The sequence below is a fragment of the Pandoraea cepalis genome, from assembly GCF_902459665.1.
GTDB classification, from domain to species: Bacteria; Pseudomonadota; Gammaproteobacteria; order Burkholderiales; family Burkholderiaceae; genus Pandoraea; species Pandoraea cepalis.
This window is the reverse complement of the sequence record NZ_CABPSL010000012.1, coordinates 139,523-162,900: the sequence shown is the minus strand read 5'-3', so window position 1 is coordinate 162,900 and position 23,378 is coordinate 139,523. Positions and strand designations below refer to the sequence as shown.

The window sequence follows — 23,378 nt, the reverse complement described above, 5'->3', positions numbered from 1 at the left end:
GTATCGACGGCCGGCGAAAAACTGGGGCTGACGCAGCCTGCCGTCAGTAATTCACTTAAACGGCTGCGTACAGCGCTTGCCGCGGTGGAGCGGCCCCCTGAAAGTCCGGACACAGTCTCCCACTTACAATAGCGGGTAGGCATACGACTGTGTTTTTGACTAACACCAATCAAGAAGTGATGGATGTATTGACGGGACCCGAGCGCCGGCGGCGGTGGTCGGTAGAAGAGAAAGTGGCGATGGTCAGGGAGAGCCTCGAGCCGGGCAAGACGGTCTCGATGGTGGCCCGCGTCCACGGCGTGAATCCGAATCAGTTGTTTCATTGGCGCAAGCTCTATCAGGATGGCAGCCTGTCGGCGGTGAGCGCTGGCGAAGAGGTGGTGCCGGCCTCGGAGTTGGCCGACGCTCTGAAGCAAATCAAGGAACTGCAACGATTGCTGGGCAAGAAAACGATGGAAGCGGAAATCCTTCGCGAAGCCGTCGAATATGGCCGAGCAAAAAAATGGATTGCGCGCTCGCCATCATTGCCGGGGGACGACCAGTGAAGCAGGTCTGTGAAGTTCTCGGCGTAGCGCGCTCGAATGTGGCGGCAAAGCTGGCTCGACCTGCCGATTGGTGCGATAGGCGCACGGCTCGGCAAACCAACGATGCTGGGTTGGCAGAAGAAATCCAGCGCATCGTTGCGCACTTGCCGAGCTGGGGTTATCGACGAGTCTGGGGCAAGCTTCGAAACGAGCGGGAGAACCAAGGCTCGGCTCCGGTGAACGTTAAGCGCGTCTATCGCGTCATGCGCGTGCACGGTTTGCTGCTTGAGCGCAGGCCAATGCCGCCGCGTGCACAGCGCCGGCACGAAGGCAAGGTTGCAGTGGCCAAGAGCAATCAACGCTGGTGTTCCGACGGCTTCGAGTTTCGCTGCGACAACGGCGAGCCGCTGCGCGTGACCTTTGCGTTGGACTGCTGCGACCGCGACAGCGAGGCGATGAGCTGGGCCGCGACGACTGGCGGCCACAGTGGCGACATCGTGCGCGACGTTATGCTCGCTGCCGTGGAGCATCGCTTCGGCGGCACCCTGAAGGCCCCCGAGCAAATCGAATGGCTGACGGATAACGGCTCGGGTTACATCGCGGAGAAGACCCGCGCCTTTGCTGCCGACATCGGCCTGAAGCCGTTGACGACGCCAGTGTGCAGCCCGCAAAGTAAGGCGTAGGTTTCACATTGCACCTTGTGTGGCTGATTGAGCAGGAGTAAGCGTCGGAGCGGTGGAACTGTAGCGACCACCTTGCCCCTTGACGAGGACGACATTGCCAACGGGTTCGAAGAGACAGCGATGTAGATTGCCATAACGATGTTGGCGCAAGAACCCGCTTTGTCCCCACTGATAGATTGTGGTCGGGCACACACCGAGTTGTGCGGCGAGTTCGTTGGCGGTGAGCATTCCGCGCTCTCGTAGGCGCGTGAATCGACTTTTAAGTTTATAAGCATTGCGGATATTGATGACCTTCTTGTGCGTAAAGGACTCACCTCTCCAGTTCTTATAGCCCAGCTCATTGAGGCGCGCGGCAACCTGACGGTCAGAGCAGGTTTCGAGCAACTCGTCGATCTTCGCAACAATCTCGGTCAGCGTCTTGCGAATCAAGGCGATGGGCTTACGTTTGTCGACCATCAGGGAGGTTGTTTGACCGCCACGGAAGCGAACGTGGACCGCGATCTGTTCAGCTTTTATAAGTGTGACGTCTTCAATGAGGAGGCCGAGCATGCGTTTGCGTTCAACAGATTCAATACGCTTGTCGTTCCAGACCACGGAGAAGTCAGCGGCCAGAGCTCGAATGCGCGCACGCGCTTCGTCCGCAAGCAAGCGCTGGTCGGCCTTGCGTTGGCGCTCGTGTTCTTGCTGCAGACTATCTAACTGCCGAAGGCGGGCATTCCAGTCGGCTTCCAACGCGTCAGCGACCATCCTGTTGGCGGGATCAACATTCATGTAACGTCGACGGGCGAGCTCGGCGTCGTAACGCGCTCGTTCCAACTGCTTGGTGCGCATCGCATCGGCCTGTTCAACGCGGCCAGCGATTTCGTCCTCGACGGCGAGAGCTACCTCGATGGCCGCTGGCGCAACAGTCTGGAGCAGCAATGCGCTGATCGCCGTGTCCACGTCGCGCCCGTGTATTGACTGGCACGGTTTGTCAGCATGATGTGCAGCCGCGGCAAGACACACATAGTACGGCTCGAGTGCGCTGGCCACCCTCTGATATCTAACGCGCATGCGCTTGCCGCATATGCCGCATATCACGCGCCCCTGCAGCAGTCCGACGCCTTCGCGCGGCATTGCGCCCCGGGCGCCATCGCAGAAATTGGTGGCACTCTGCCTGAGCGTGACCTGGTTGCGTTCGAACTCGTCCCAGTCGATATAGCCGACGTGGGCATCGCGAATCAATACCTCCCAATCGGGGTCTCCTCGTTTTCAGTGCAATAAGTGACGGTACGAAAAGCTAGCACTGGCGCGGAGGTGGTGTTGGTAGATCGTTGATTTCATTGACTTTCCTGTTCACTTTCAAATCTGCGATTCGTGGCGTCAAACCGTGGTCGGTTTCATCCATTGGTGCCAGTTATCGATGCATTTGGCCGCGAAGGCAGGATTTGGTCAGCATAGCGGTCAACCGGGAAGCGAAACACACCCCGCAAGTTGATGCTCTCCAGCCTGGTGGGCGCAATCTTCCCGATCAGTTCCGGTGGAATGACCTGGCGGCGGTTCGACCAGCGATCCAGGACCGCCTGCATCTGTGAGGTATTCCACGCCATCACGATGTTGGCCATCAGGCTCAACGCATCGGCCACAGCCTGCATTTCATCGACACGTTTGGCCTGCGCCGGGCTGATCCGGCCGGTATAAATGGCGCGCTTGAGGGCGTTAACAGCCTCGCCCCGATTGAGCACCCGGCGCAACTCGTTCCTGAAAGCGTCCTTGACAAAGTAGTCAGCCAAAAACGCCGTACGCAGCAACCGCCCCAATTGCACGCCAGCCTCATAGATTGGATCGCCCTGGGCGGCAGAACCGAACCGCGCAAGAGCTGCCACCGCACTGGCATGTCCGCTCATGACCGAGGCTGCCAGGTGCACCAGACTATCCCAATGCTTTTCGATCAAAGCGACGTCGACATTGGCTTCGCACACCGCAGCGATTTCTGCGGGCACTTTGGTGCCGCGTGGCACAAAGAGGTGGCGCTGTTTGAGTTCCTTCAACCGCGGGCAAAGATCAAAACCAAGCAAACGGGCATGTGACATGGCAAAGTCGGTGTAGCCATGGGTATCCACAGCAAGCTGGCTGGTCTCCAGCTTTTCTTGGCGGATGACACCTTCAATGGCCACGCCCGCCTGGCGCTCATTGAGCACAAAGGGCTGCGCATGGAAGATGCCCCACCGGTCTTTTACATGGGAGTAGATTCCAATGGAAGGTGTGTTGCGCCGAGGATCAAGCCGGGCTTGCCACACCCGTTTGGTGGTCTCCATGGTCATCATGTCAGAAGATGCCAAATCGGACCGCCCCCAGGTGGCGGCAATCGGGTGTCGCTGCATGAATTCCAGCACAGCCTGGCAGGCCTGGCTCAGACGCCGTTCGTCCCGCGCCCAGCGCATGGCCTGGCGAATGCTGGTGGCAGACAATTGCGGAATCATGCGCGCGCATTCGACCGCAGTCAGACTGGTGCCGTGGGCCATGATGCCGGCATAGACCATCAGCAGCTCGTCGGTAGAGCGCGGCTCACGTCCGAGCATGATCCAGCTAAAGCGCACCTGGGCGTCAACGGCCAGAATCACTTCCGGCAATTGAACCTCACCGATGCGGTGATCCAAAGCCGCGCGCAGCTTGGTCACTTCTGGGTCTTCGTCCTCTGCGGGCAATGGCGACAAATGGAGTTCATCATCCACGCGCAGTACGCCACTGCGGGCTGCAGCGGCCACCGCATCGACACCGGCAGTTACTCTGGCCAGCAAAGGCTTCAAGAAAGTGGCAGCCTTGCTGGGTAACGATAGACGGGCATAGTGTTTCTTGGACTCTGCCTGCCAACGCTCGTCCGTGAAGAACAAGCGCGCACGACCCCGAAAGCTCAGGCTGTGCTCAATCCAGACCGAGCCATTGCGCACCGCGCGGCGCAGGGCAAACAGGGTGGCCACCTCCAACGCCTGAAACGCCCGTTCCCGGTCTGGGCTGGAGATCGAAACCTGCCAGATCATTCCCAGACTTGGTGCCACCACTTCAACTGGCAGCTTTCTGGATCCTTTGAGATATAAAGCTTGCAGCTTGGCAAGGTACTCGATGGCAGGATGCTCGCCGGTGGCCTGCCAGGGCAGCTTTGCAATGGCGACGAGCAACGACCGCACGGGGCGAATTCCATCAATCAATCCCTCGCGGACCAGGGAGGCCCTGCTCGGTGGTTTGCGTTTCTGGGTTTCGGTGATCAAGGCTTCAAGACGGGCACGCAACTCAGCATCTGGCACCGCACCTTGCGCGCTCAAGGCAACAAGTTCGCCGAGCAGCGTTTTGTACATTGCGGCCCAATTGACGGTAGCGGGGACATCGGCGGCAGCCTGACGCCACAGATCGGCGATCCGGCGCTGCACCATAAGGATCAACTGGTCTGTGGTGGTGAACAGGCAATACCGAAGAAAGCATGCGACCTCCACGGTGCGCGCTGGCTCTTTGATCTTGGCTCCGGCTGAGGGCGGCCTGGAGACAAGTCGGCGCGCGTAGCGGCGCAAGATGAGATCGGGGATGTCTGCCAGGTGCTTATGAACGTCCAGCGTGTAAAGCAGGTCGATGCGCTCCAGTACCTCGCTGATTTGGCGGGTTGAGTGTTTCGCCGGTGCAGCCCATAGCCAACTCTGCTGGGTTTGTCCATCTGGGCGCAGCTCTGAAACTGAGGCTCGCCAGCGATCAAGTGTTGCTGGATCAACGCTGGCGGCGATGGCGGTGCCTGTTTCAACTTCAAGCTGGGCAAGTGCCGCCGCAATCAGTGTCCGAATTGCCCGCTCGTGCACGATCACCAGCTTGTTCTTGTACAGCCATTGACGCGCCCGCACGAGTAGCTGATCGCGGTCGGCGCAGCGCGCCACTTCGTCGCGCAGTTCACGTACCAGTGAGCGGCGCTGGTGCTCGCTCATCCACTGGAATCCAAGGACCGTGCAGGCTACTTGTTGGTGATCGAATAGCGTGCGCCCGCGTTCATACATGGCTCTCAGCGAGGCGACTTCTGGTGCTGCAATGCCAAGCTCGTTGCCAAGGTGGCGCCACAAGGCTACTGGAATTACCCGAAAGGCACCGAGCAAACGCCCACTCATGCGCAGGAAACCAATATGGAGCGCCAGACCAAGCTTGTGGGAATCACCTCGGCGTGCATTGATTGCGTCGCGCTCGGCACCATCGAAGGTGAAAAATGCCTTCATCTCGAAGTCGCTGATATCGCGGGGGAGCCCACGCATCCCCAAAAACGTTGTGTGCCAACCCTGCATCGTGAACCTCAAAAGTGGGAGGCCACCATACCCGTTTACAAAGCGAACAGGAAAGTCAATGAAATCAACGGTCTACCCAGACCACCCCCGCGCCAGTGCTAGCTTTGCGTACCGTCACTTATTGCACTGAAAACGAGGAGACCCCCTATGGGATACCGAGCACAACACTGGCGTTCTGATTTACCTGCTGCTGGCGGATCGCAGCGTCGAGATCGTCGCGGATCGCGGCATCCATCAAAAAGTCGGGGCGCGAGAATGGAGCGCCGTGTGCCGGCAGATGGAAGCCGCCTTTCAGAAAGGCGAATACGAAGCCGGTGTCATCGCCGGCGTCGAGTCCGTTGGCCGGCATCTGCGGCGACACTTCCCTGCACGGGACGGCGGCACGAATGAGCTGAGCGACAAGCCCGTGGTCTTGTAACGGGGTGAGGGAGCGGCGCTATGCGCTCGGTTGGCGCGGAAATAGCAAGATGAAGGTGGTTTTGCCCTCCGAGCTCACGACATCGACCTTGCCGCGGTGAAGTTCCACGATGGATTTGACGATCGCCAGGCCAAGCCCCGTGTTCTTCGCGGATCCGTGACGAGACGGATCGACGCGATAGAAGCGCTCGAAAATTTTCTCGATATGTTCGGGCGCGATGCACTCCCCGAGGTTCATCACGCTGACGATGGCGTGGTGCGAGGATTCATGGGCGCAAAGCGTAATGGCGGTGCCGGCCACGGCATGCGCCAGCGCGTTCGATACGAGGTTGCTCACGGCGCGCCGAAACATGCCCGCGTCCGCCCAGATGCGAGCGTCTGCCTCGACAACGATGTCGACGCCAGCCTCCTCCGCCAGTCCCTGAAAGTAAGACGCAAGCCTGAGCAGTTCGCTTTGCGCATCGAGCGTGCCAAGCGCCAAGTGCTGTGTGGCATTGTCGGTGCGAGCAAGGAACAGCATATTTTCCGTCATGCGCTGGAGCCGCTCGCATTCTTCGATGTTGGAGTCGATGAGTGCTTCGTACTCTTCGATCGTGCGGGTGCGCGACAACGTGATTTGCGATGAACTGATGACGTTGGCAAGCGGCGTGCGCATATCGTGCGCGAGATCGGACGAAAATTGCGAAAGTCTCACAAATGCGCGTTCCAGCCGGTCCAGCATTCGATTCACAGACAGCGCGATGTCCTGAAGCTCCAGCGGTCCGCCCCGAATGTCGAGTCGCTCGCCGAGGTTATGCGCTTCGATGCGCGAGGTCTGGCGACCGATGCTGCGGATCGGCCGGAACCCTCGTCTGGTAATGGCATACCCCAGCGTGCCGACCAACACCGCCCCTGCGGCCATCGCGAGAAGTACGTCAATGCGGTACCTGTCGAGCAGAGATCGGCGCTCGGACGCTGCGCGCACAAGCGAGACACGAACCGTGCCGCCCCCCGGCAACACCGCCTGCCCGGAGATACATCGCGACAGGCCGATTCCCGCAGGCTCACAAGTAAAGGGCACACCCAAAGCGTGGTGCGACGTCGCTACCGGCAACAGGTCTACTGCCTCCGCGTCCGAGTGTTCCACGAGCGGCGTGTTGTTCTCGTCGAAGATGCCGAGATAGACGCCAGGGTGCGAGAGCAGCACCTCGTGGAAGAGTGCCGGATTGGACCTTATCGCCGCCATCGAGCCCTGATCGCGAATGAGCTGGAGGAACTGGTTCAGCTTGCCGGTAATTTCGATGTCGTCGCGCCGCTGCAGCTCGGTGGCCAACGAATCATAGAGGAACGTGCCCACCAGGGCGAATACGAGTATGGCGACCGTCGAAAACGCCACCGTCAGACGGCGCAGCAGGGAGTAGGGCCTGGCGTCGAAGCTCACGAGCGATCCTCGAGCACGTAGCCCATCCCACGGACCGTGTGCAGCAGCTTGTTCTCGAAGGCATTGTCGATCTTGGCGCGCAGCCGCTTGACGGCGACATCGACGACGTTCGTGTCACTGTCGAAGTTCATGTCCCATATCTGCGAGGTAATGAACGTTCGCGTCAGCACCTCGCCCTGGCGCTCGGCCAGCAACTGAAGCAGAGAGAATTCCTGCGCCGTGAGGTCGACCCGGATCTGCCCCCTGCGCACACGGCGCTTGATCAGGTCGATTTCAAGATCCGCGATGACCAGCGTGTCTCGCACACCCCGTGGAGCACGCCGCAGGAGTGATCGAATCCGGGCCAGGAATTCCGCGTAGGCGAACGGTTTCGACAGATAGTCGTCCGCACCCAGCTCCAGGCCGGTCACCTTGTCTTCCACGGTGTCCCGCGCCGTCAGCAGAAGCACGGGCGTCTGCTTTTGTATACGCAGGCGCTTGAGGACTTCGAAGCCATCCAGTTCCGGGAGCATCACGTCAAGCACGATCAGATCGAAATCTTCGTGCAGCGCGAGAAACAGCGCGTCTTTGCCGTTGTTCGCCGTGTCGACGGTATAGCTTGCCTCCATCAGACCCTTCCTGAGGTAGGCGGCCATTTTGGGCTCGTCTTCGACTATGAGTATGCGCATATCAGAATTGGGCGGGCCGGCGGCCGATGCCGCCAGAGCCGTGGGTGGGCGTCATCCGCGCAGCGAGGCATTATCCCATGCCCGGCCTGGACGTCCGCGGCGCATGCCGCGGCGTCCCTCCCGGTCATTCGGGGCTCAACGTGCCTAGCGCCGCGACCACAGCGAGGATCGCCGTGGCAGCGTTGGCTTCGATAAAGAGACTCCGGCGCAGCGCGGATATCGCCCCCTGGAAATCCCCGCTTTGTACCCGGATCTCGAGCAAGGGCGCCAAATGGTAGCGATTCGCCGCCGCGAGGCCGAGCATCAGGCCAAAGAGTGCCAGCTTCACGACGAGCAACTGCCCATAGGAGGTGGTGAACAGACCGCGCAACGTGGGACCGACGATCATGCCGTAGTTGATCAGTCCGGTGGCGACGAGCGTCACGACGATCATGGCGCCCACGACCGCAAAACTGTTCAGCGTCCGGCTCAACAGGGCGATGCGCGCTTGCGGCGTCGAATGATCCACGCGCAGTAGCAGCCCGAATGCCGTCAATGCGCCCACCCATCCGGCGGCCGCAATGAGGTGGAAGACATCGGACGTGAGGTGGAGGACACCTTTGTCCCCTTCGTCCATCACCCCATGTCCGCCCCAGGCCAGCGTAACCAGCGCGATACCGCCGGAGACGGTGGCCACCGCCAGCGACGTCGTAGGGCGGCGTGCAAGGGCGAGCGCGGCGGCAAGACTTGCCGCCAGGGCGGCGATGCGAGCCAGCCACGCCGCGCCGAAGGCCGTACCGGAGATCAGCATCGAAAACGCGTGCGCCCCGATCGAGGCGTAATCGGACGCGCCGGTCATGGCTTTGCCCATTACGATCATGCTGCCGACAGACAACGCGATGCCGATGGCAACCAGCGCCACGAGCAGCGAGCGCAGCGGCCTCACGAAATCCGTGGAATGTCGTTCATGGCGCCGCAACGCGTAGAGCCCGAAGAGCGGCAATCCGAAAAGCAGCATGAGATCCAGGTAGAGCGCGAACCGGACGGCGATGTTGACCCAACTGTCCATGCCGATCACTTCACCGTGAACGAAAGCTTCCCGGTCACCGGATGGGTGTCGGAAGAAATGGCGCGCCAGTCGACGCGATAGGTGCCGGCCGGCAGGGGTTGCGACGGCGCGATGACCATGACCTTGGGATCGTCGCTGCCCGACACCTTTGCGGCAACCCGCATCGGCGCATGGCTGGACATGCCCGGCATGCCCGTCATGACGAGCGCCGCGCCGGAAAATTGGGTCATCAGGTTCTCGGAAAAGTGCAGCTCGATCTTTTCGGGCGCCGCGCCTTCGGCATTTTCCTGCGGCGTCGAGGACAACAGCTTGGGATGCGCATAGGCGACCGAGGCAAGGGCTCCAGTGGCGGCGATCACCGCGATGCGAGAGGCGACGTGTCGAAGATTCATCGGTAACTCCGTGGGTAATGGGTGAGGCAAAAAAAGGGGGGGACGTCGTGCGCCGGACGTGCGAACGCCGACTCAGAACCAGGCGCGAACGCCCGCAACAAAGGACACTTCGCTGCGTCGCTGGCCCTCCTGCTCGGCGAAACGCGCCGTATTTCCGTAGCTTCGGTCCCAGTTGACACCGATATAAGGGGCGAATTGGCGATCGAGTTCATATCGCAGGCGCAAGCCGAGCGAGGTGGACGACAGGCCCGCACCGATACCCCGGCTTGCATCGTTCTTGCCGTAGATATTGATTTCCGCCGTCGGTTGAAGCACCAGTCGGTTGGTAATGAGCAACTCGTATTTGCCTTCCAGCCTGGCGGCGGCCTGCCCGGCCTGGCCGACATAGGCGGTTGCCTCCACGTCGAAGTTGTACAGCGCGAGCCCCTGCAGGCCTAACGCGGCCCACGTCTGGGACCGTCCCGGCTTGAAGTCGTGGCGAACGCCCCCGACCACGTCCCACCATGGACTGATCGCATGACCCCAAAGCGCCTGGACTTCCGCGTCCTCCAAACCATGTCCCGTCCGCTTGCCTTCCGAACGGATCCACAAGCGGTCGATATCGCCGCCCACCCAGGCTGTGCCTTCCCAGTTCAACGCATTGCCGCCGCCGGCGCGTTGCCATTCCAGTTTGTCGAACAGCACCAGGTAGTTGATCTGCGCGTCGCCCATATCGTGCATATGCCCGCCATGGAATACGGCATTGCGATCCGCGTCGGTGAGCGGCGGGACCGGAGACGCGGTCGGGGTCGATGCGGCGGGTTGCATGGGTTGAATCTCCACGTCCCCCGACGCGGCCTGAACGTGCGCGTGCGCCGGGGAAGCCGCCGACTGCGCAAGGACAGGAACGGCGTGACCGAAGGCGGCCGACACGCCGAAGGCCAGGGCGATTCGGTGGAGGCGTCGCGGGATCGTCGACGACATCGATTTATCCATTCGCATCATTCTTCCACGCGTACTTCGCGAAACATCCCCGTCTCCATATGGAAAAGCAGGTGGCAGTGATAGGCCCATCGCCCAAGGGCGTCGGCCGTGACGCGATAGCTTCGCTTCGACCCAGGGGCGATATCGATCGTATGCTTGCGCACCATGAACTTGCCTTCTTCGTCCTCCAGATCGCTCCACATGCCATGGAGATGAATCGGGTGCGTCATCATCGTGTCGTTGACCAGCACCAGCCTGACCCGCTCGCCGTACTTGAGGCGAATCGGCTTCGCGTCCGCAAACTTCACGCCATCGAACGACCAGGCGAACTTTTCCATGTGGCCGGTCAGGTGCAGTTCGATCGTGCGCGTCGGCTCACGTCCGTCGGGATCGGAAAATGTGCTCTTGAGGTCGGCATAGGTGAGCACGCGACGTCCGTTGTTGCGCAGTCCGATCCCTGGATCGGAGAGCCGTGGCGTGGGGCTCATGGCTTGCGCATCGACCAGCGGATTTCCGCTTTCCGTTGCGGGATGCGATTGCATCGCACCCATGGCGCCCATGCCGGACATGGCTCCGTGATCCATGCCAGACATGCCCGCCGCAGCGCCGGTGGCCGATCCCGACATGCCGTCCATGCCCGGCATCGCCCCCGGATCCGTGCTCGACGTGCCGTCCATGGTCTGCAGGTTTTCACCGCTCATGCTGGACATATCCATGCCCGGCATGGCGTTGGGATCCTTGGCAGGCGTGCCATCCATGGTCTGTATCGCGTCGTCGCTCGTGCTCGACATATCCATGCCGGGCATTGCGCTGTGATCCATGCCGCCCATGCCCATATCATCCATCGTGAGCAGCGGGCGCGGGTCGAGGGAGGGCACCTCGGCCGCCAACCCTTCGCGCACGGCCAGCGTGCCGCGGGCAAAGCCGGTTCGATCCATCGACTGAGCAAAGATCGTATAAGCCGATCCGTTCGCCGGCTCAACGATCACATCGTACGTTTCGGCGACCGCGATCCGGAACTCATCCACGCTGACCGGATTGACGTATTGCCCATCGGCCGCCACGACCGTCATCTTGAGGCCGGGGATTCGCACGTCGAAATAGGTCATGGCCGACCCATTGATAAAGCGCAGGCGGATGCGCTCGCCCGGGCGAAAGATGCCCGTCCAGTTGCCGTTGGGCGCCTGCCCGTTCATCAAATACGTGTACGTGTAGGCGCTGACGTCCGCCAGATCGGTCGGGCTCATGCGCATCTCTGCCCACATCTTTCGGTCGGCGATTGTCGCGCTCCACCCTTGGGTTCTGACGTCGTGAAAGAAGTCGGCGATCGTGCGCTGGTGAAAGTTGTAGTAATTGGACTGCTTCTTGAGCTTTGCCAGGATTCGCCGCGGGTCTTCATCCGTCCAATCGGAGAGCATGACCACGTAATCCCGGTCATACTTGAACGGCTCCGGATCCTTCGCGTCGATGACCAACGGGCCGTACACGCCCGTCTGCTCCTGCAAGGCCGAATGGCTGTGGTACCAATAGGTGCCGTGTTGCTTCACCCTGAAGCGATAGGTGAACGTTTCGCCGGGGTCGATACCGTTGAAGCTGAGCCCCGGAACCCCATCCATGTTGCTCGGCAGCAGGATGCCGTGCCAGTGAATGGAAGTCTGCGCCTGAAGCTTGTTCGCGACGCGCAGGGTAACGTCATCGCCTTCGCGCCAGCGCAGGACCGGGCCGGGCAGGGTGCCGTTGATCAGCGTGGCCGTTCGTGTCTGGCCGGTAATGTTGATGGGGGTCTGACCAATATCGAGATCGAACTGGGTGCCCGTGAGCACATGGGGTTGGCCCGGGCTCGAGATCGCCCAGACTGGGGGACGCCACAGGCCAAGCCCGCCGGCAAGGCCGGCGGCCCCCAATCCCTTCACGAAGGTGCGTCTGCCGAAGTGCGTTTGCATGTATCCGTTTCCGATTGTCTCGACAACGCCGTATGGCTCGATGTCCGTCAGTCGGTACCGCGGTGTTCGCCCGGCCGGTACCTTGCGGCATGGCACAAGATTATCCGGGCGCTGACATCGATAACATGACGGCAAAATGACGAATTTGTCATGCTGAAGACAGCCGCGGGGAGGCGATGCGCGAATTCCACCGCTCGCACGGGTCAGCGGGTGACCCGTGCGGCCAATGCCAGGCGCCCAGCCGGATCAGCCTCGCCGGGCTACCCAGATCTTTTTGCGGTTCAGCAGCAGCGGAACGATACCGATGAGAATGCCGGCCTGCCGACGACATTGGTGGCCCAGTCGAAGGTCGGGATGCTGTAGACCGCGATGAAAAAGAGGAAGAGCCCGCTTGCCACCGGCCAGATGACATGGGTCACGACGGCCCACGGACCCTGCGTCAGCACCTTGCGATAGTACCAGCCGCAAGCGACCCCGGTCAGCCCGAGGTAGAAGCTGCTCCCGAACCCTATGCATGGCAAGTACTGCCTGCTGCGTTTCGGTCTTTACGGTAACGTGCTTGCCCGGCTGTTGGACAGCTAGCCAGATCGCTCGCGCGTCCGCCGCATCGCTCTTGTTGCCGATGTTGAATGCCTTCACAAATCTCGGTGAGAGCAACCTGACCTGATGTCCCAGTTTGGTCAGTTCACGAGCCCAATGTTGCGCACCACCGCATGCCTCCATTCAGCAACTCATTCGGCGACGCCCATGGACATCATTCGAGCCTCCACATGCACGCAATCATGAGAGTTCGGCGCTGTCCATATATCGATAACTAATCCTTAGCCGGGGGAAAACGGTTTGCAACTGCGCCGCTACTGGAGCAGCGCCTGTTCTCAATGCGCGATAAAGTCACAGTGCACGCCGAGCCCCGAACGACGAATCCCCCGATGGGAGCATGAGACTGTGCTTGAAGCCGTCCAACGCTAGCTCGACAAGACTCCGGATGCGATGACAGTACGCAGGCGAACCGGTCGAACATGTCTTCGGGACGTTCAAGCACTGGATGGGCTACACACACTTCCTGGCACGCAGGCTGGCCAACGTGGGCACCGAGATGAGCTTGGATGTGCTCGCCTACAACCTCAAGCGAGTGCTGAAAACACTGGGGTTCTCGAAAACGATGAAAGCAATGCGGCTGACGGGTGCGTAAGCACCCGCCCTTTGCGCCTTCCGAGCGGACCGAAGACGACGGTGCGGAGGGCATCAGAGCCGTTCAGCAGATCGTCGTCACCGAATTGACCGCGGAAACAGTAAAACAAGGCAGGACTCGCAGGCCGCCGCGTATGCTGCGGATCAATCGGCGTTTCCTCACACCCTAGGCCGTTTCTGCCAGTGACAAGCTCCCCGCTCAAACGTCCGCAGTACGGTGCACTCCGCCCCCCCAGGCAGTGCCGGGGAACGCGTCTATTCCTTCAGCTTTTCACCTCAGCGACCTTTACCTCACGTGCTACCTTCGCCTGTCGCCGGGTCTTCTCATTGAGTATCTGATGACGCCGGTGGTCGTCATTTTCTTCCAGCCGCTGCTTTCGTCGGGCGTCCGAAAGCAGCCGATGCAAAGCCCGGTCTTGCCATCGAACGCACAGACATCGATGCATGGCGATTTGACTGGCATCACTCAGGCCACTGCGCGGGTCGGGTTCACTTCGGCCGTCACATGCGACAGTCCCTTGAAGCGCTTGAGTGCTGCGCGGTAGAAGCTCGGGTTGCGCCGCGATTCATCGGTGGCCACCGCAACGATCGCGCTCATATGCCCCGGACCGACGCGCCAGACATGGAGATCGAGCACGGTATCGCCGTTGTCTTCGATGACATGACGGACGTTCTCGGACATACGCTTGTCCGCATTCATGTCGAGCAGGATGCCGCCCGTATCGCGCATCAAGCCCCACGACCAGTTCGCAATCACCAGTGCGCCGATCACACCCGCAAGTGGGTCCATCCAGACCCAGCCGAAAGCACGCGCAAGCAGCAGTCCAATGATCGCCAGCACGGAAACCGCCGCGTCGGCAATCACGTGAATGTAGGCCGAGCGAATGTTGTGGTCACGGTTTGCTCCATCCTGAGCATCGGCGTGCTCGTGTTCTTCGAACAAGACTTGATGTTCACCATCGGGCAGGCGGACAACGGCCTTGAATGCATGGGGCTCAGGAATGTGGTCCTTCGACTCCAGATAGCCACCGCGATCGACAAGTGCGAACGTCTGGCGCGTGCCGTCGGGGCGGATCGTCGTAACCGAAGCAGCATCGGCGTTGAGCTTCGAAGAGTCCGTTTCTGGTGCAATGCGGAAGACAGGCGGCACCCCGTCTTCGAAGACCGATAAGGCGAATACGCCGGCGCTACCGAAGATGCGATGCACCTCTTCCTCGTGACTGTGGCCATGACTATGCCCGTGGCTATGTCCATGGCCGTGGTGATCGCCGCTTAGCAGCCAGACGCTCGCAAGATTAACCAGCAGTCCAAGTACGGCGATGGGGATCGCCTGACCAAAGTGGATGGGCACGGGCGAGAGAAAGCGCGAAACAGCTTCGTACGCGATCAGCAGCGCGATCATCGCGAGTACGATGGCGCTGGTAAAGCCCGCGAGATCTCCCAGCTTGCCGGTGCCAAATACGAAGCGGGAGTCGCCAGCATGCTTGCGGGCGTACGTATAAGCCAAAGCGGCGATGAGCATCGCTCCAGCGTGCGTTGACATGTGCAGACCGTCGGCGACGAGTGCGAGAGAGCCAAAAAGACTCCCGCCGACAATTTCAGCCACCATCATCGCACTGCACAGCGCAATCACCATCCAGGTTCTGCGCTCATTGTCTTCGTGGGCTACGCCCAGAAAAATGTGATCGTGTCCCGCCCCGAAAGCGGCGTCCTCAAATTTGCTCATATCTCTCTCACTTGAAGTAGCTGTGCACCACTTCGATCAGTTGCTCGGTGCCGCTGCCGTGCTCGTCGTCGTGCGGTTCTGCGTCGACGAGATGCGTGCGGATGTGGTCTTCGAGAACGACCGCGAGCAGCCCGTTCATTGCACCCCGGCTGCTAGTGATGAGCTGAAGCACATCCATACATCCACGCTCCTCTTCAAGTGCTCGCTCGATGGCCTCGACCTGGCCCTTGATACGGCGAACCCGGTTGAGCAGCTTCTGCTTTTCGCGAATCGTATGGCTCACGGCCAGCCCCCAAATAGTGTAGGGGGCTATCTTACTACATATAGGGTACGGGGGTATACGTTTCTATCAAACGAGGGTTGAATGGAGCGTTGCCAGTGCGACGCTTCGCGCCAGAAAATTTCAACCTGCCGGGTGTGGTGCTTTCGAATGGAATGCCAGCTTGGCATTACGGAGGAAACATTCGGATGTCTCCGTTGCAGTGCTCGCGGGCGGTCGCTAATGGCCGTTTTGTGCCCTCGGAATCAACGATCGCCCCACTTCAGCCACTGCTGCGCCGCACAAGCCGAAACCAACCACAGAATCCGTATACCCCTCATTTCACGCTGGGACTGGCCCCGGCTATCGTGTTTGCCTATGTGCGCCTAGCAACGCGAAAAGAGGCTCGATTGATGGAGCGTTTTGGGCGGGCGTATGCGGACTACCGCGAGCGCGTGCCGATGTTTGTACCGCGCTGGCGCACTCGGACACTTTGAACTGCATCCTATGGCCGTGAAAGCAGTTCATGGCAAGCGCGGGGCTGCCGTGAGCGGAATGACCCCGACGGCAGCACGAGCGTGGAGAGATTGGAAGGCGAAGCGGGTGTCCAGAGTCTGCTCCGGACGCTTTGAATTCGCGCTAGCGGGGCATGTCGGCAACGACGCCGGAAAACGTGGCTGATCCGATGTCGGCACCCGGTACTGTCGGTTCGGAAGGAATTGCCCCGAGCAGCAGCACCAGCCACACTTTGCAGATGATGATCGCAATCATCATGTCGACCCGCCAAAATTCGGGAACCGCCCGGGACGGTCCGTCCCTTAATTGCACATTTGAACTATAGACCGTTGCACATTGCGTGGCGTTGACATCCACAGCCGGTGGCGTTGCCGGGAAATGCGTAGTGTGCGGACAACGCGGTTCCATTGCAGGTCTGCCTCGGCCACCGCCATAACAACGCGTCGAACAGTTGCGACAGCGATGCATGCGCGCGGCAATCAACACACCCTCGGCGGCAGCGGGGCGACGGACTCGCGCGCTCAGGCTCATTCTCCAGCCAGCACATCAATGATCGGACAGTTGGGCCCGCCGCCACCCGCATCACATTGCTGCACCAGCGCGCCCAGCGCCTTTTGCATTGCGGCAAGGTCGATTATCTTCCGCTCGATGAGCGCCAACTTGCGCTCGGCCAACGCCCGCGTCTCCTTACAGGCGCACGCTGCATCGAGCGCCAGCAGGCCGCCAACGTCAGACAACGTGAAACCCAGCGCTTGCGCTCGCTTGATGAAGCGCACCCGCTTGAGCTGCTCTGCTGAATAGCGACGATGCCCGCCTGGCGGCTTGGGTGGTTCCTCCAGCAGGCCGCGCCGTTGGTAATACCGGATCGTCTCGATGTTCACCCCGGCAGCCTCGGCCAACTTGCCGATACTCAGTGTTGCCACGACATGTCTCCTTGACTCCGTACTTAAGTACGGGATTTAGAGTATCACCAACGCAAACTAATTCAAGGAGAAGCGTATGGCGCGACTCAGCGGGAAAGGTTCGCTCATTGCGGGCGTGCTGTCCGCCGTGGGCGCATCGGTATGCTGTGTCGGTCCGCTTGTGCTGCTCGCACTTGGCGTCGGTGGCACATGGATCGGAAACCTGGCGGCGATGGCGCCGTACCGGCCCTTCTTCATCGGCCTGACGCTGCTGTTTCTCGGGCTGGCCTTCCGCAAGCTCTATGGGGTGCCGCAGGTCTGCGCGCCCGACATGCCCTGCGCAAATCTTCGTCCGATCCATCGTCAGCGACGTGTGTTCTGGATCATTGCCCTCTTGCTGCTCGGCCTCTTGGCCGTGCCTTGGCTCGCACCGTTGCTCTACTGAACTGAAAGGGAGTTTCCATGCGCAAACTGCTGATGACCGTGCTCGCGGCCTTGCCTCTGGCGGCACTGGCTGGCGCGCCGGAGACGGTCACGCTTGACGTGCAGAACATGACGTGCGATCTGTGTCCGATAACGGTCACGAAGTCATTAAAGCGGGTGACCGGTGTCAGCACCGTCAAGGTCGATTTCGACAAGAAGACCGCCACCGTCACCTACGATCCCGACGAGGCCCAGCCGCAGGCGTTGACGCAAGCGACGGGGAACGCGGGCTATCCGTCCGCCGTTCGCAAGTGAGGCCGCGATGAACGCCGTCATCCTCGAGTCCTTGTTGACCTGCCCGCATTGCGGTTTTGCCCAACACGAAACCATGCCCACCAACGCCTGCCAGTATTACTACGAGTGCAGTCACTGCATGATGCTGCTGCGCCCCAACTCCGGTGACTGTTGCGTCTTCTGCTCGTTCGGCTCGGTCAAATGTCCGCCGATCCAGCAGCAGTGCGGATGCTGCGGGTAGCGGCAAGTCTGTTGGTTAAATCGCTCTCGGATCGTCTATGGCGACTGGGAAAACCACGCCGTTGGAAGCGTCGCGGCCAAATGGCCAAATCCGTGGTTCCGGCGGTGTGCGCGATGCTTTGCCTGAAAACCAACAGTCAAACTGGTTCGGATTTAGCCGAGCAGATCACATCGACCACACTCGGCTGCTACCGTTTGCAAAAACACCTTGTCAAAATGTGAAGGCGAAATCGGAGATGGCCGTTGGGAACGAGAAGAGTGCTCGACCGAGAGTTCAAACTCGAGGCAGGCAAGCTGGTCTGAGAACATAAACTCGTAAGTGCGCGCCACCCGAATTTCGCACGGGAACGTAGCATGTGGGCCGAAAAAAGGAGCATGTCGATGTCTTCGGAGAATCAGATCGATCTGGCCATTGCACTTCGCAAGTTGCACGAACTCGCCTCGGCGGATGGCGACTTGGGTGATGAGTATTGGTTTCGGGTGGGGCAACTGCTCAAGCGAGCAGCCAACATGCAGTCGGAGATTGATGCACTGTCGCGTGAGCTCGAGAAATGCCGTGCGGAGAAGGCCAAGCCATACTAACGCTCATCCAAAAACTTGATCCAGTACGAGAGGTTTCGTTTCCTGTCGAGGCTCCCAGCGTGGGGATCTCGAACGAGCCATTTGTTGCTCGATATACGTCCCAAAATAATCCGTCGATTACGACCAGTAATCCAGGCTATCGCGGCAGCAGAAAATCCCCATAGGCCGGTTCAGACCTTCTCGGCGACGTCAAGCCAGAGCTTGCTCCAGCGACGAGGCCTTGTCGGTCATTTTCCGCGGTGTAGACCGCGAGTTGGTGGGCCAAGTCCTCGCACCCTTTTGACCTTACCCTGCCGCGTACACCATTCGTAAGTTGGCCGGCTGGCCAGATTTCGGTTGATGCAGTGCTGGAATTGGGCCGGCGCCAGTTGCCCCAAGGCGCTATGCGGTCGAGCCGATTGGTAGTCGATTCGCCACGTTTCGATGCGTTTGACCGACTGCCTACCGAAATGCATCAAGGTGTCGATGAGGAATAGGTAGCGTAGGCGACGGGTTCGGAAAAAATTTTTGCGTCATAGCCCACCCTGTCAGACTCCGACAATGAACTTGCGAACATCCCCATGGGCCAGTTACCTTACGTTCCATACGTCGGCTGTGCCGAACACGTCTTGTTCCAGTTCCCGACGGCATTGCTGATGTATCGCGTCGACCGCTTGCCGAGGTCTTGAAAGCAATCGGGTGGGCTGTTGGCGACAAGATTGATGTTTCAATGGGTTAGGCTTCAAGCCCCATTCTGCACGGAGGTGGCGTAAAGTCCTTACACACGCTCGCCGGTAGACTGCCAATATCGAATCGTTGGCACGTCGCCAGTTTTTACAACTGACACCTTGGAGCGCACTGCAAATGGCACGTCGAAGGTATCGTAGAAGAAGCCACCTTGCGGACGCGATTAATCAATCAAGTCCCGGAGCGCAGAAATGTTGGGGGGGTGTGATTGCCATCGCCTTTGTGTTCGCCATGTTCATGTATCTCGCCCTGTAAGACAAAATGGCAGCCCCTGCAACGTAGAATTCCCCTAGGGGTAACAGGGGAGGCAAACGCGCAACGTCCATCATCTCCGAGGCTCGGGAAATGTACCAAGCCACGATACATGAGCGTGTTTTACGAATTAGGAACGGCGTGCGAGCAAGTGACGTGCCGCGCGTGGCAAACCGCATGCACATCAGCAAGGAATTCCTCGTCAAGGCGCTAGGATTTTCTCGATCCGCAATCGACCGCAAGGTGAAGCAACGGAAGCACCTGTCCGTCGACCAGGCCGAACGTGTCCTTGGCCTTGTCCGGTTAATCGGGCAAGTTGAGGCCATGGTTGTCCAGTCGGGGCAGGCAGACGGGTTCGATCCGGCTCGTTGGACCGGCCAGTGGTTACAGCAACCAACCCCGGCACTTGGCGGCAGGTGTCCCGCGGAATTTTCGGACACGATTTTGGGGCAGGAGCTTTTGTCGGCACTCCTGGCACGGATGCAGAGCGGGGCCTATGCATAGCGTTGGCGATATTGCGATCATCAAAATTTGCGCCCGGGCCCTCGCTCGCAACCTGATTCAGCCGAAGTAATCAACGCGCCAATGCCTCCACGAGAGATCACGCCCAAGCCCATCGGGGGTCAGAACATCCATTGGAAATATTTCTCAAAATTGACTGATGATTAGTGCCATAAGCATCAGTGCGGATTTTGTCGAATAAATCTGACACCGGCGCAAGGTCCGAGCGCTATCCTCTTGCGAATCAACGCCCTAGCGGCGTTCTGCGCGGCACCCCCTGGTTAGCCGGGTAGGGCGTCGTCGTGCGATGGCCCCGTGAGTCACGCACGAGTTGGGGGAGCGCCCCCGCAACACAGCTAATCCGCGCAAGACCATGCACCACGCCAAACCCCACACATCCGACGTGGCGGACGTCGCCTTCATCAGCACCGAGGGACGCGCCGTCCCGTTTCCGGCCACCCGCGAGCACCTCGGCCTCGAACACTTCGCGTTCTTCCGGGGTTATCTGGAAGGCTTGCCGCTCGAGCGTTTGGCCGACCAGTACCTGGAGACCGGCCTCGATCTGCGCCGGGCTCGAACGACGCTGCGCTGGATACGTGAGCAATTGGTCACCGCCGCACGCCGCGAGCGGGACTACACCGGTGCACGAGTCCTCGGCATCGCACCACAAGTGCTCATCGGCCCATCATTGGTGTCCGGTGATGCGGCATCCGCGAGCTGCGTGCCCACGTTGGAAGCCTTTGCCGAAGCCTACGATCCCTACGAGTGCTTTAGTCAAAAGGAGCTGCTGGCGCTCTTTCAAGAAGCGCACCCGGAGGTGCGCACCGACCGGCGTCAAGCGCGCAACGACCGCTTGCGGGCGGGCCAATTGCGAGCGCTGGCCCGCCTGCAGCAGTTATTGGCCGTCAAGCCACAAGTGCATCACCACGTGCGCGGCTGGTTCCATAGAGCGATTGCCGGGCGACTGGAGGCCGCCGGCATCCTCTCGCTGCTGGATCTGATTGCCTTTATTCGTACGCATGGACCGAGCTGGCACGCCCGCGTACACCGCTTGGGGCCGGTCGCAGCCGGTCGCCTGCAGCGATGGTTAGACGCCCACGAGGGCTCGCTAGGACAGAGCGTACCTGCCTACGCCTTGGTGCCGCGCCGCGCTGCGGGGCTTGACGTGCAGCGTTTGTTACGACCGCAACTGGGCGGTGTAGCGCCCCTTGAGTTCCTGAGCGTCCCGACGGGATTGGACGGACAAGATGGTCACAATCGCTTGATGGGGAGCACTTGTCGGCTCGTTGTCACGCACGATCTCGGCGCCGTGCAGGCCTGGCTCGCCACGCTGCACCCGATCGGTGGCAATACGTGGCGCTCGTATCGCAGTCACGCCGAGCGCTTTTTGAACTGGGCTTGGTTCGAGCAGGGTAAAGCACTGTCGGATGTGGACGTGCAGGATTGCGCGGCCTACCGGGAGTTTCTCGCCTCGCCCGCGCCACACTGGATTGCATCACGGCACCTGCCTCGCTATAGCGCCACTTGGCGCCCCTTCGCGAGCGCACTCGCGCCGGCGAGCATCCGCCTGTCAATGACGGTGTTGCAACGCCTCTTTAACTGGCTTATGGCGGTGCAGTATCTGCGCTACAACCCGTGGCTGCTCATCGCCAAACCGAAACCGGGGCACGGGCATCGAGGCGCTAACCGTGATCGTAGTCTCTCCCAGGGCGATTGGGGTTTGCTCAAGGACTACCTAGATCGCCTCGACCCTGCCGATCCGATAGCGCAACGCCGTCAATTCGTGCTGCGTTTTGCCTACGCCACGGGCCTGCGGTTGTCTGAACTTGCCAGTGCACGGGTAGGGGACTTGTCATGCGAAAAGCTCGACGGGCTTGGTATGCGCTGGCGCCTGGTCGTCACGGGCAAAGGCGAGCATACGCGGGTGGTCGAGTTGGCCACCGCTCTAGTGCAGATGCTGCAACGCTATCTTGCGCAGCGTGGTATGGGAGACGTGGTAGGCCACATCGATCCGGATGTCCCGCTCATCGGCCGCTTGGGCAGGGATGCGCAGCGCCATCCGCATCAGCCCCTGTCGCCCAATGGACTCGCCCATATGCTTCGCCAAACGCTCGTTGAGGCGGCAAGCGTTTATGAAACGGACAATCCCGGCGCTGCCCACCAAATCCGCCAGGCCACACCCCACTGGTTGCGGCACACCTTTGGCACACACGCCGTGGCGCGGGGTGCTGCGCTCGACGTGGTGAAAGATCAAATGGGGCACGCGAGCTTAGCTACCACCTCACAATACTTACACCCCGAGAGACGCAAGCGGGCCGAGGACATGGACAAGGCGTTTGGCGAACACCTGTAGCCCGCGCTCGCGGCCTGTTTGATGGCACAACCGTGCGACGGACTTGACCTTGCGCGAGTTACGATCTATCGATATATGAGGTGGATCATAACGATCCGAAAGGAGACGTATTCAAGCGCCAACATGAAAACACAAACGGGCTCTGCCGTTGGCGCGACAGAACCCGTTGATTACCGCTAGCACACCCCCTGACCGGTGGGGCACTGGCTTTAAACATAGGTCGCATAGGCGGCCATGTCAAGGCTGGATTGGTGCAACCTGCTTCCGTCACTTGGGAGCGCGGTGGTACGACCTTCATGAGGCGTGCGTCTCGCCACTGAGCGTGGGAGACTCGTCATGTCCAGCACTACCTCACATCCCGCAACCAACGCACGCCCGGGGACTCGCATGCGCGCGGCACTGGCCGACGCGTACGACAAGCGCGGGCATCGTAAAGCCAACCTCTGCTACGTCTACAGTCCAAAATCGGATCGCGACTGGGCGCTAAGTGGACAGCTGGAATTGGCCCACTTTGTAATCGCTGAGTCGACACCGGACATCGTTTCAGTGAACTATGCGCCAGTGCCGCGCCAGGTGTCGACTGACACACGCAGCTCAGTAATCAGCTGGTGCGCGGAAGTGCGCCGACACGACGGGATGTGGGAGTGGCGTTGCCTGGGGGAAGCTACCGACCCGGCAAAGGAGCAAGCTCGCGTGCGACTTGCCCGAGCATTTGAGGCCGAGCACTGTCGCCTGAGTGAGCACGACTTACGTGTCGATAGTGCACGTATTCACAACTGGTTGCGCATCATTCACTGGCTTGCGCTGTATCGCGGCATACCATTGGCGCATGAATCCATGGCCGTCGGGGCACTGCTCGACGCAGGGCACGCCATCTCGCTAAAGGATGTCGCACGGCTGGATCAAGTTGGCAGGGGTGACGCCTATATCGCTGCGGCATTTCGACTCGTTCAAAGCGGATACCTCGCGCTCGCATTGGGCAACGAGCCGCTTTCGCTGCGCACCGAACTTGTGCGCGAGGGAGTACCGTCGTGAGCAGGCCACTGACCGCCCGGACCCT

The 23,378-nt window shown here is 60.4% G+C and carries 20 protein-coding genes and 8 pseudogenes; 12 read left to right on the top strand and 16 right to left on the bottom strand.

Annotated features, from left to right (window positions below; translation table 11 throughout):
• Both PCE31106_RS24560 and PCE31106_RS15795 read left to right on the top strand, forming a co-directional pair.
• A pseudogene (locus tag PCE31106_RS24560) lies at positions 1-78 on the top strand (LysR family transcriptional regulator); the annotation flags it as partial.
• Positions 79-179: 101 nt separating this feature from the next.
• Positions 180-1,198 (top strand): annotated as a pseudogene (locus PCE31106_RS15795) (IS3 family transposase); the annotation flags it as partial.
• Positions 1,199-1,210: 12 nt separating this feature from the next.
• On the opposite strand, the gene PCE31106_RS15790 reads toward PCE31106_RS15795, so the two are convergent.
• Positions 1,211-2,431, bottom strand: coding sequence for a recombinase zinc beta ribbon domain-containing protein (locus PCE31106_RS15790; RefSeq protein ID WP_150563914.1), 1,221 nt, complete (start codon positions 2,429-2,431; stop codon positions 1,211-1,213).
• Between the two features lie 155 nt (positions 2,432-2,586).
• Positions 2,587-5,502: a Tn3-like element IS1071 family transposase gene (locus PCE31106_RS15785; protein ID WP_003158660.1), complete on the bottom strand. Its 2,916-nt coding sequence runs from the start codon at positions 5,500-5,502 to the stop codon at positions 2,587-2,589.
• Between the two features lie 145 nt (positions 5,503-5,647).
• Here PCE31106_RS15785 and PCE31106_RS15780 point away from each other — a divergent pair.
• Positions 5,648-5,920, top strand: a pseudogene (locus tag PCE31106_RS15780) (TPM domain-containing protein); the annotation flags it as partial.
• Between the two features lie 18 nt (positions 5,921-5,938).
• Here the strand turns inward: PCE31106_RS15780 and PCE31106_RS15775 are convergent.
• The 8 genes and pseudogenes from PCE31106_RS15775 to PCE31106_RS15740 all read right to left on the bottom strand — a co-directional run.
• Positions 5,939-7,339 carry a heavy metal sensor histidine kinase gene (locus PCE31106_RS15775; protein ID WP_150563913.1) on the bottom strand — a complete coding sequence of 467 codons (1,401 nt, stop codon included), beginning with the start codon at positions 7,337-7,339 and terminating at the stop codon, positions 5,939-5,941.
• Entirely contained in the window at positions 7,336-8,007 is a 672-nt protein-coding gene (locus tag PCE31106_RS15770; RefSeq protein WP_094067655.1) for a heavy metal response regulator transcription factor, read from the bottom strand. The genes PCE31106_RS15775 and PCE31106_RS15770 overlap by 4 nt, the downstream gene beginning before the upstream one ends.
• 124 nt (positions 8,008-8,131) lie before the next feature.
• Positions 8,132-9,055, bottom strand: a complete 924-nt coding sequence (copD, locus tag PCE31106_RS15765) for a copper homeostasis membrane protein CopD (RefSeq protein ID WP_017234414.1) — start codon at positions 9,053-9,055, stop codon at positions 8,132-8,134.
• 5 nt (positions 9,056-9,060) lie between these two features.
• Positions 9,061-9,447, bottom strand: coding sequence for a copper homeostasis periplasmic binding protein CopC (gene copC / locus PCE31106_RS15760; RefSeq protein ID WP_017234413.1), 387 nt, complete (start codon positions 9,445-9,447; stop codon positions 9,061-9,063).
• A 72-nt stretch (positions 9,448-9,519) separates the two neighbouring features.
• Positions 9,520-10,410 (bottom strand): copper resistance protein B, encoded by an 891-nt coding sequence (locus PCE31106_RS15755; protein ID WP_150563912.1) that lies wholly within the window; start codon positions 10,408-10,410, stop codon positions 9,520-9,522.
• Between the two features lie 17 nt (positions 10,411-10,427).
• On the bottom strand, positions 10,428-12,353 hold the full coding sequence (locus tag PCE31106_RS15750; RefSeq protein ID WP_150563911.1) for a copper resistance system multicopper oxidase: 1,926 nt from the start codon (positions 12,351-12,353) through the stop codon (positions 10,428-10,430).
• A 246-nt stretch (positions 12,354-12,599) separates the two neighbouring features.
• Positions 12,600-12,874: pseudogene (locus PCE31106_RS15745) on the bottom strand (APC family permease); the annotation flags it as partial.
• Positions 12,843-13,076 (bottom strand): annotated as a pseudogene (locus tag PCE31106_RS15740) (IS110 family transposase); the annotation flags it as partial. The pseudogenes PCE31106_RS15745 and PCE31106_RS15740, both read right to left, overlap by 32 nt.
• A gap of 108 nt (positions 13,077-13,184) precedes the next feature.
• On the opposite strand from PCE31106_RS15740, the pseudogene PCE31106_RS15735 reads away from it, so the two are divergent.
• Positions 13,185-13,545: pseudogene (locus tag PCE31106_RS15735) on the top strand (transposase); the annotation flags it as partial.
• Between the two features lie 262 nt (positions 13,546-13,807).
• Here PCE31106_RS15735 and PCE31106_RS15730 read toward each other — a convergent pair.
• The 5 genes and pseudogenes from PCE31106_RS15730 to merR all read right to left on the bottom strand — a co-directional run bounded on the left by PCE31106_RS15730 (position 13,808) and on the right by merR (position 16,968).
• Positions 13,808-14,007 (bottom strand): annotated as a pseudogene (locus PCE31106_RS15730) (DUF1289 domain-containing protein).
• A 3-nt stretch (positions 14,008-14,010) separates the two neighbouring features.
• Entirely contained in the window at positions 14,011-15,270 is a 1,260-nt protein-coding gene (gene dmeF / locus PCE31106_RS15725) for a CDF family Co(II)/Ni(II) efflux transporter DmeF (RefSeq protein WP_017234409.1), read from the bottom strand.
• Between the two features lie 7 nt (positions 15,271-15,277).
• Positions 15,278-15,553: a metal/formaldehyde-sensitive transcriptional repressor gene (locus tag PCE31106_RS15720; RefSeq protein WP_017234408.1), complete on the bottom strand. Its 276-nt coding sequence runs from the start codon at positions 15,551-15,553 to the stop codon at positions 15,278-15,280.
• Between the two features lie 615 nt (positions 15,554-16,168).
• On the bottom strand, positions 16,169-16,303 hold the full coding sequence (locus PCE31106_RS24480) for a hypothetical protein (RefSeq protein ID WP_017234407.1): 135 nt from the start codon (positions 16,301-16,303) through the stop codon (positions 16,169-16,171).
• A gap of 269 nt (positions 16,304-16,572) precedes the next feature.
• On the bottom strand, positions 16,573-16,968 hold the full coding sequence (gene merR, locus PCE31106_RS15715; protein WP_017234406.1) for a mercury resistance transcriptional regulator MerR: 396 nt from the start codon (positions 16,966-16,968) through the stop codon (positions 16,573-16,575).
• A 76-nt stretch (positions 16,969-17,044) separates the two neighbouring features.
• Between merR and PCE31106_RS15710 the strand changes: the two genes are divergently transcribed.
• From PCE31106_RS15710 to PCE31106_RS15695, 5 genes are all read left to right on the top strand, one after another.
• Positions 17,045-17,392, top strand: a complete 348-nt coding sequence (locus PCE31106_RS15710) for a mercuric transporter MerT family protein (protein ID WP_017234405.1) — start codon at positions 17,045-17,047, stop codon at positions 17,390-17,392.
• Positions 17,393-17,409: 17 nt separating this feature from the next.
• The gene (gene merP, locus PCE31106_RS15705; RefSeq protein WP_017234404.1) at positions 17,410-17,685 is read left to right on the top strand and encodes a mercury resistance system periplasmic binding protein MerP; all 276 of its coding nucleotides are present in this window, start codon (positions 17,410-17,412) and stop codon (positions 17,683-17,685) included.
• Positions 17,686-17,692: 7 nt separating this feature from the next.
• Positions 17,693-17,905, top strand: coding sequence for a GDCCVxC domain-containing (seleno)protein (locus PCE31106_RS24320; protein WP_083902328.1), 213 nt, complete (start codon positions 17,693-17,695; stop codon positions 17,903-17,905).
• Complete coding sequence (locus PCE31106_RS24020) at positions 17,866-18,126, top strand: hypothetical protein (RefSeq protein ID WP_165385207.1); 261 nt, start codon at positions 17,866-17,868, stop codon at positions 18,124-18,126. The genes PCE31106_RS24320 and PCE31106_RS24020 overlap by 40 nt, the downstream gene beginning before the upstream one ends.
• 159 nt (positions 18,127-18,285) lie before the next feature.
• On the top strand, positions 18,286-18,486 hold the full coding sequence (locus PCE31106_RS15695) for a hypothetical protein (protein ID WP_039830432.1): 201 nt from the start codon (positions 18,286-18,288) through the stop codon (positions 18,484-18,486).
• 227 nt (positions 18,487-18,713) lie between these two features.
• Here PCE31106_RS15695 and PCE31106_RS24555 read toward each other — a convergent pair.
• Positions 18,714-18,965, bottom strand: a pseudogene (locus tag PCE31106_RS24555) (integrase core domain-containing protein); the annotation flags it as partial.
• A gap of 592 nt (positions 18,966-19,557) precedes the next feature.
• Here PCE31106_RS24555 and PCE31106_RS15685 point away from each other — a divergent pair.
• The 3 genes from PCE31106_RS15685 (at position 19,558) to PCE31106_RS15675 (ending at position 23,353) form a co-directional block, all read left to right on the top strand.
• Positions 19,558-19,968: an Xre family toxin-antitoxin system antitoxin gene (locus PCE31106_RS15685; protein WP_150563909.1), complete on the top strand. Its 411-nt coding sequence runs from the start codon at positions 19,558-19,560 to the stop codon at positions 19,966-19,968.
• Positions 19,969-20,338: 370 nt separating this feature from the next.
• Positions 20,339-22,318 carry a site-specific integrase gene (locus PCE31106_RS15680; RefSeq protein ID WP_150563908.1) on the top strand — a complete coding sequence of 660 codons (1,980 nt, stop codon included), beginning with the start codon at positions 20,339-20,341 and terminating at the stop codon, positions 22,316-22,318.
• 336 nt (positions 22,319-22,654) lie between these two features.
• Positions 22,655-23,353, top strand: a complete 699-nt coding sequence (locus PCE31106_RS15675) for a hypothetical protein (protein ID WP_150563907.1) — start codon at positions 22,655-22,657, stop codon at positions 23,351-23,353.
• The last annotated feature ends 25 nt before the right edge of the window (positions 23,354-23,378 follow it).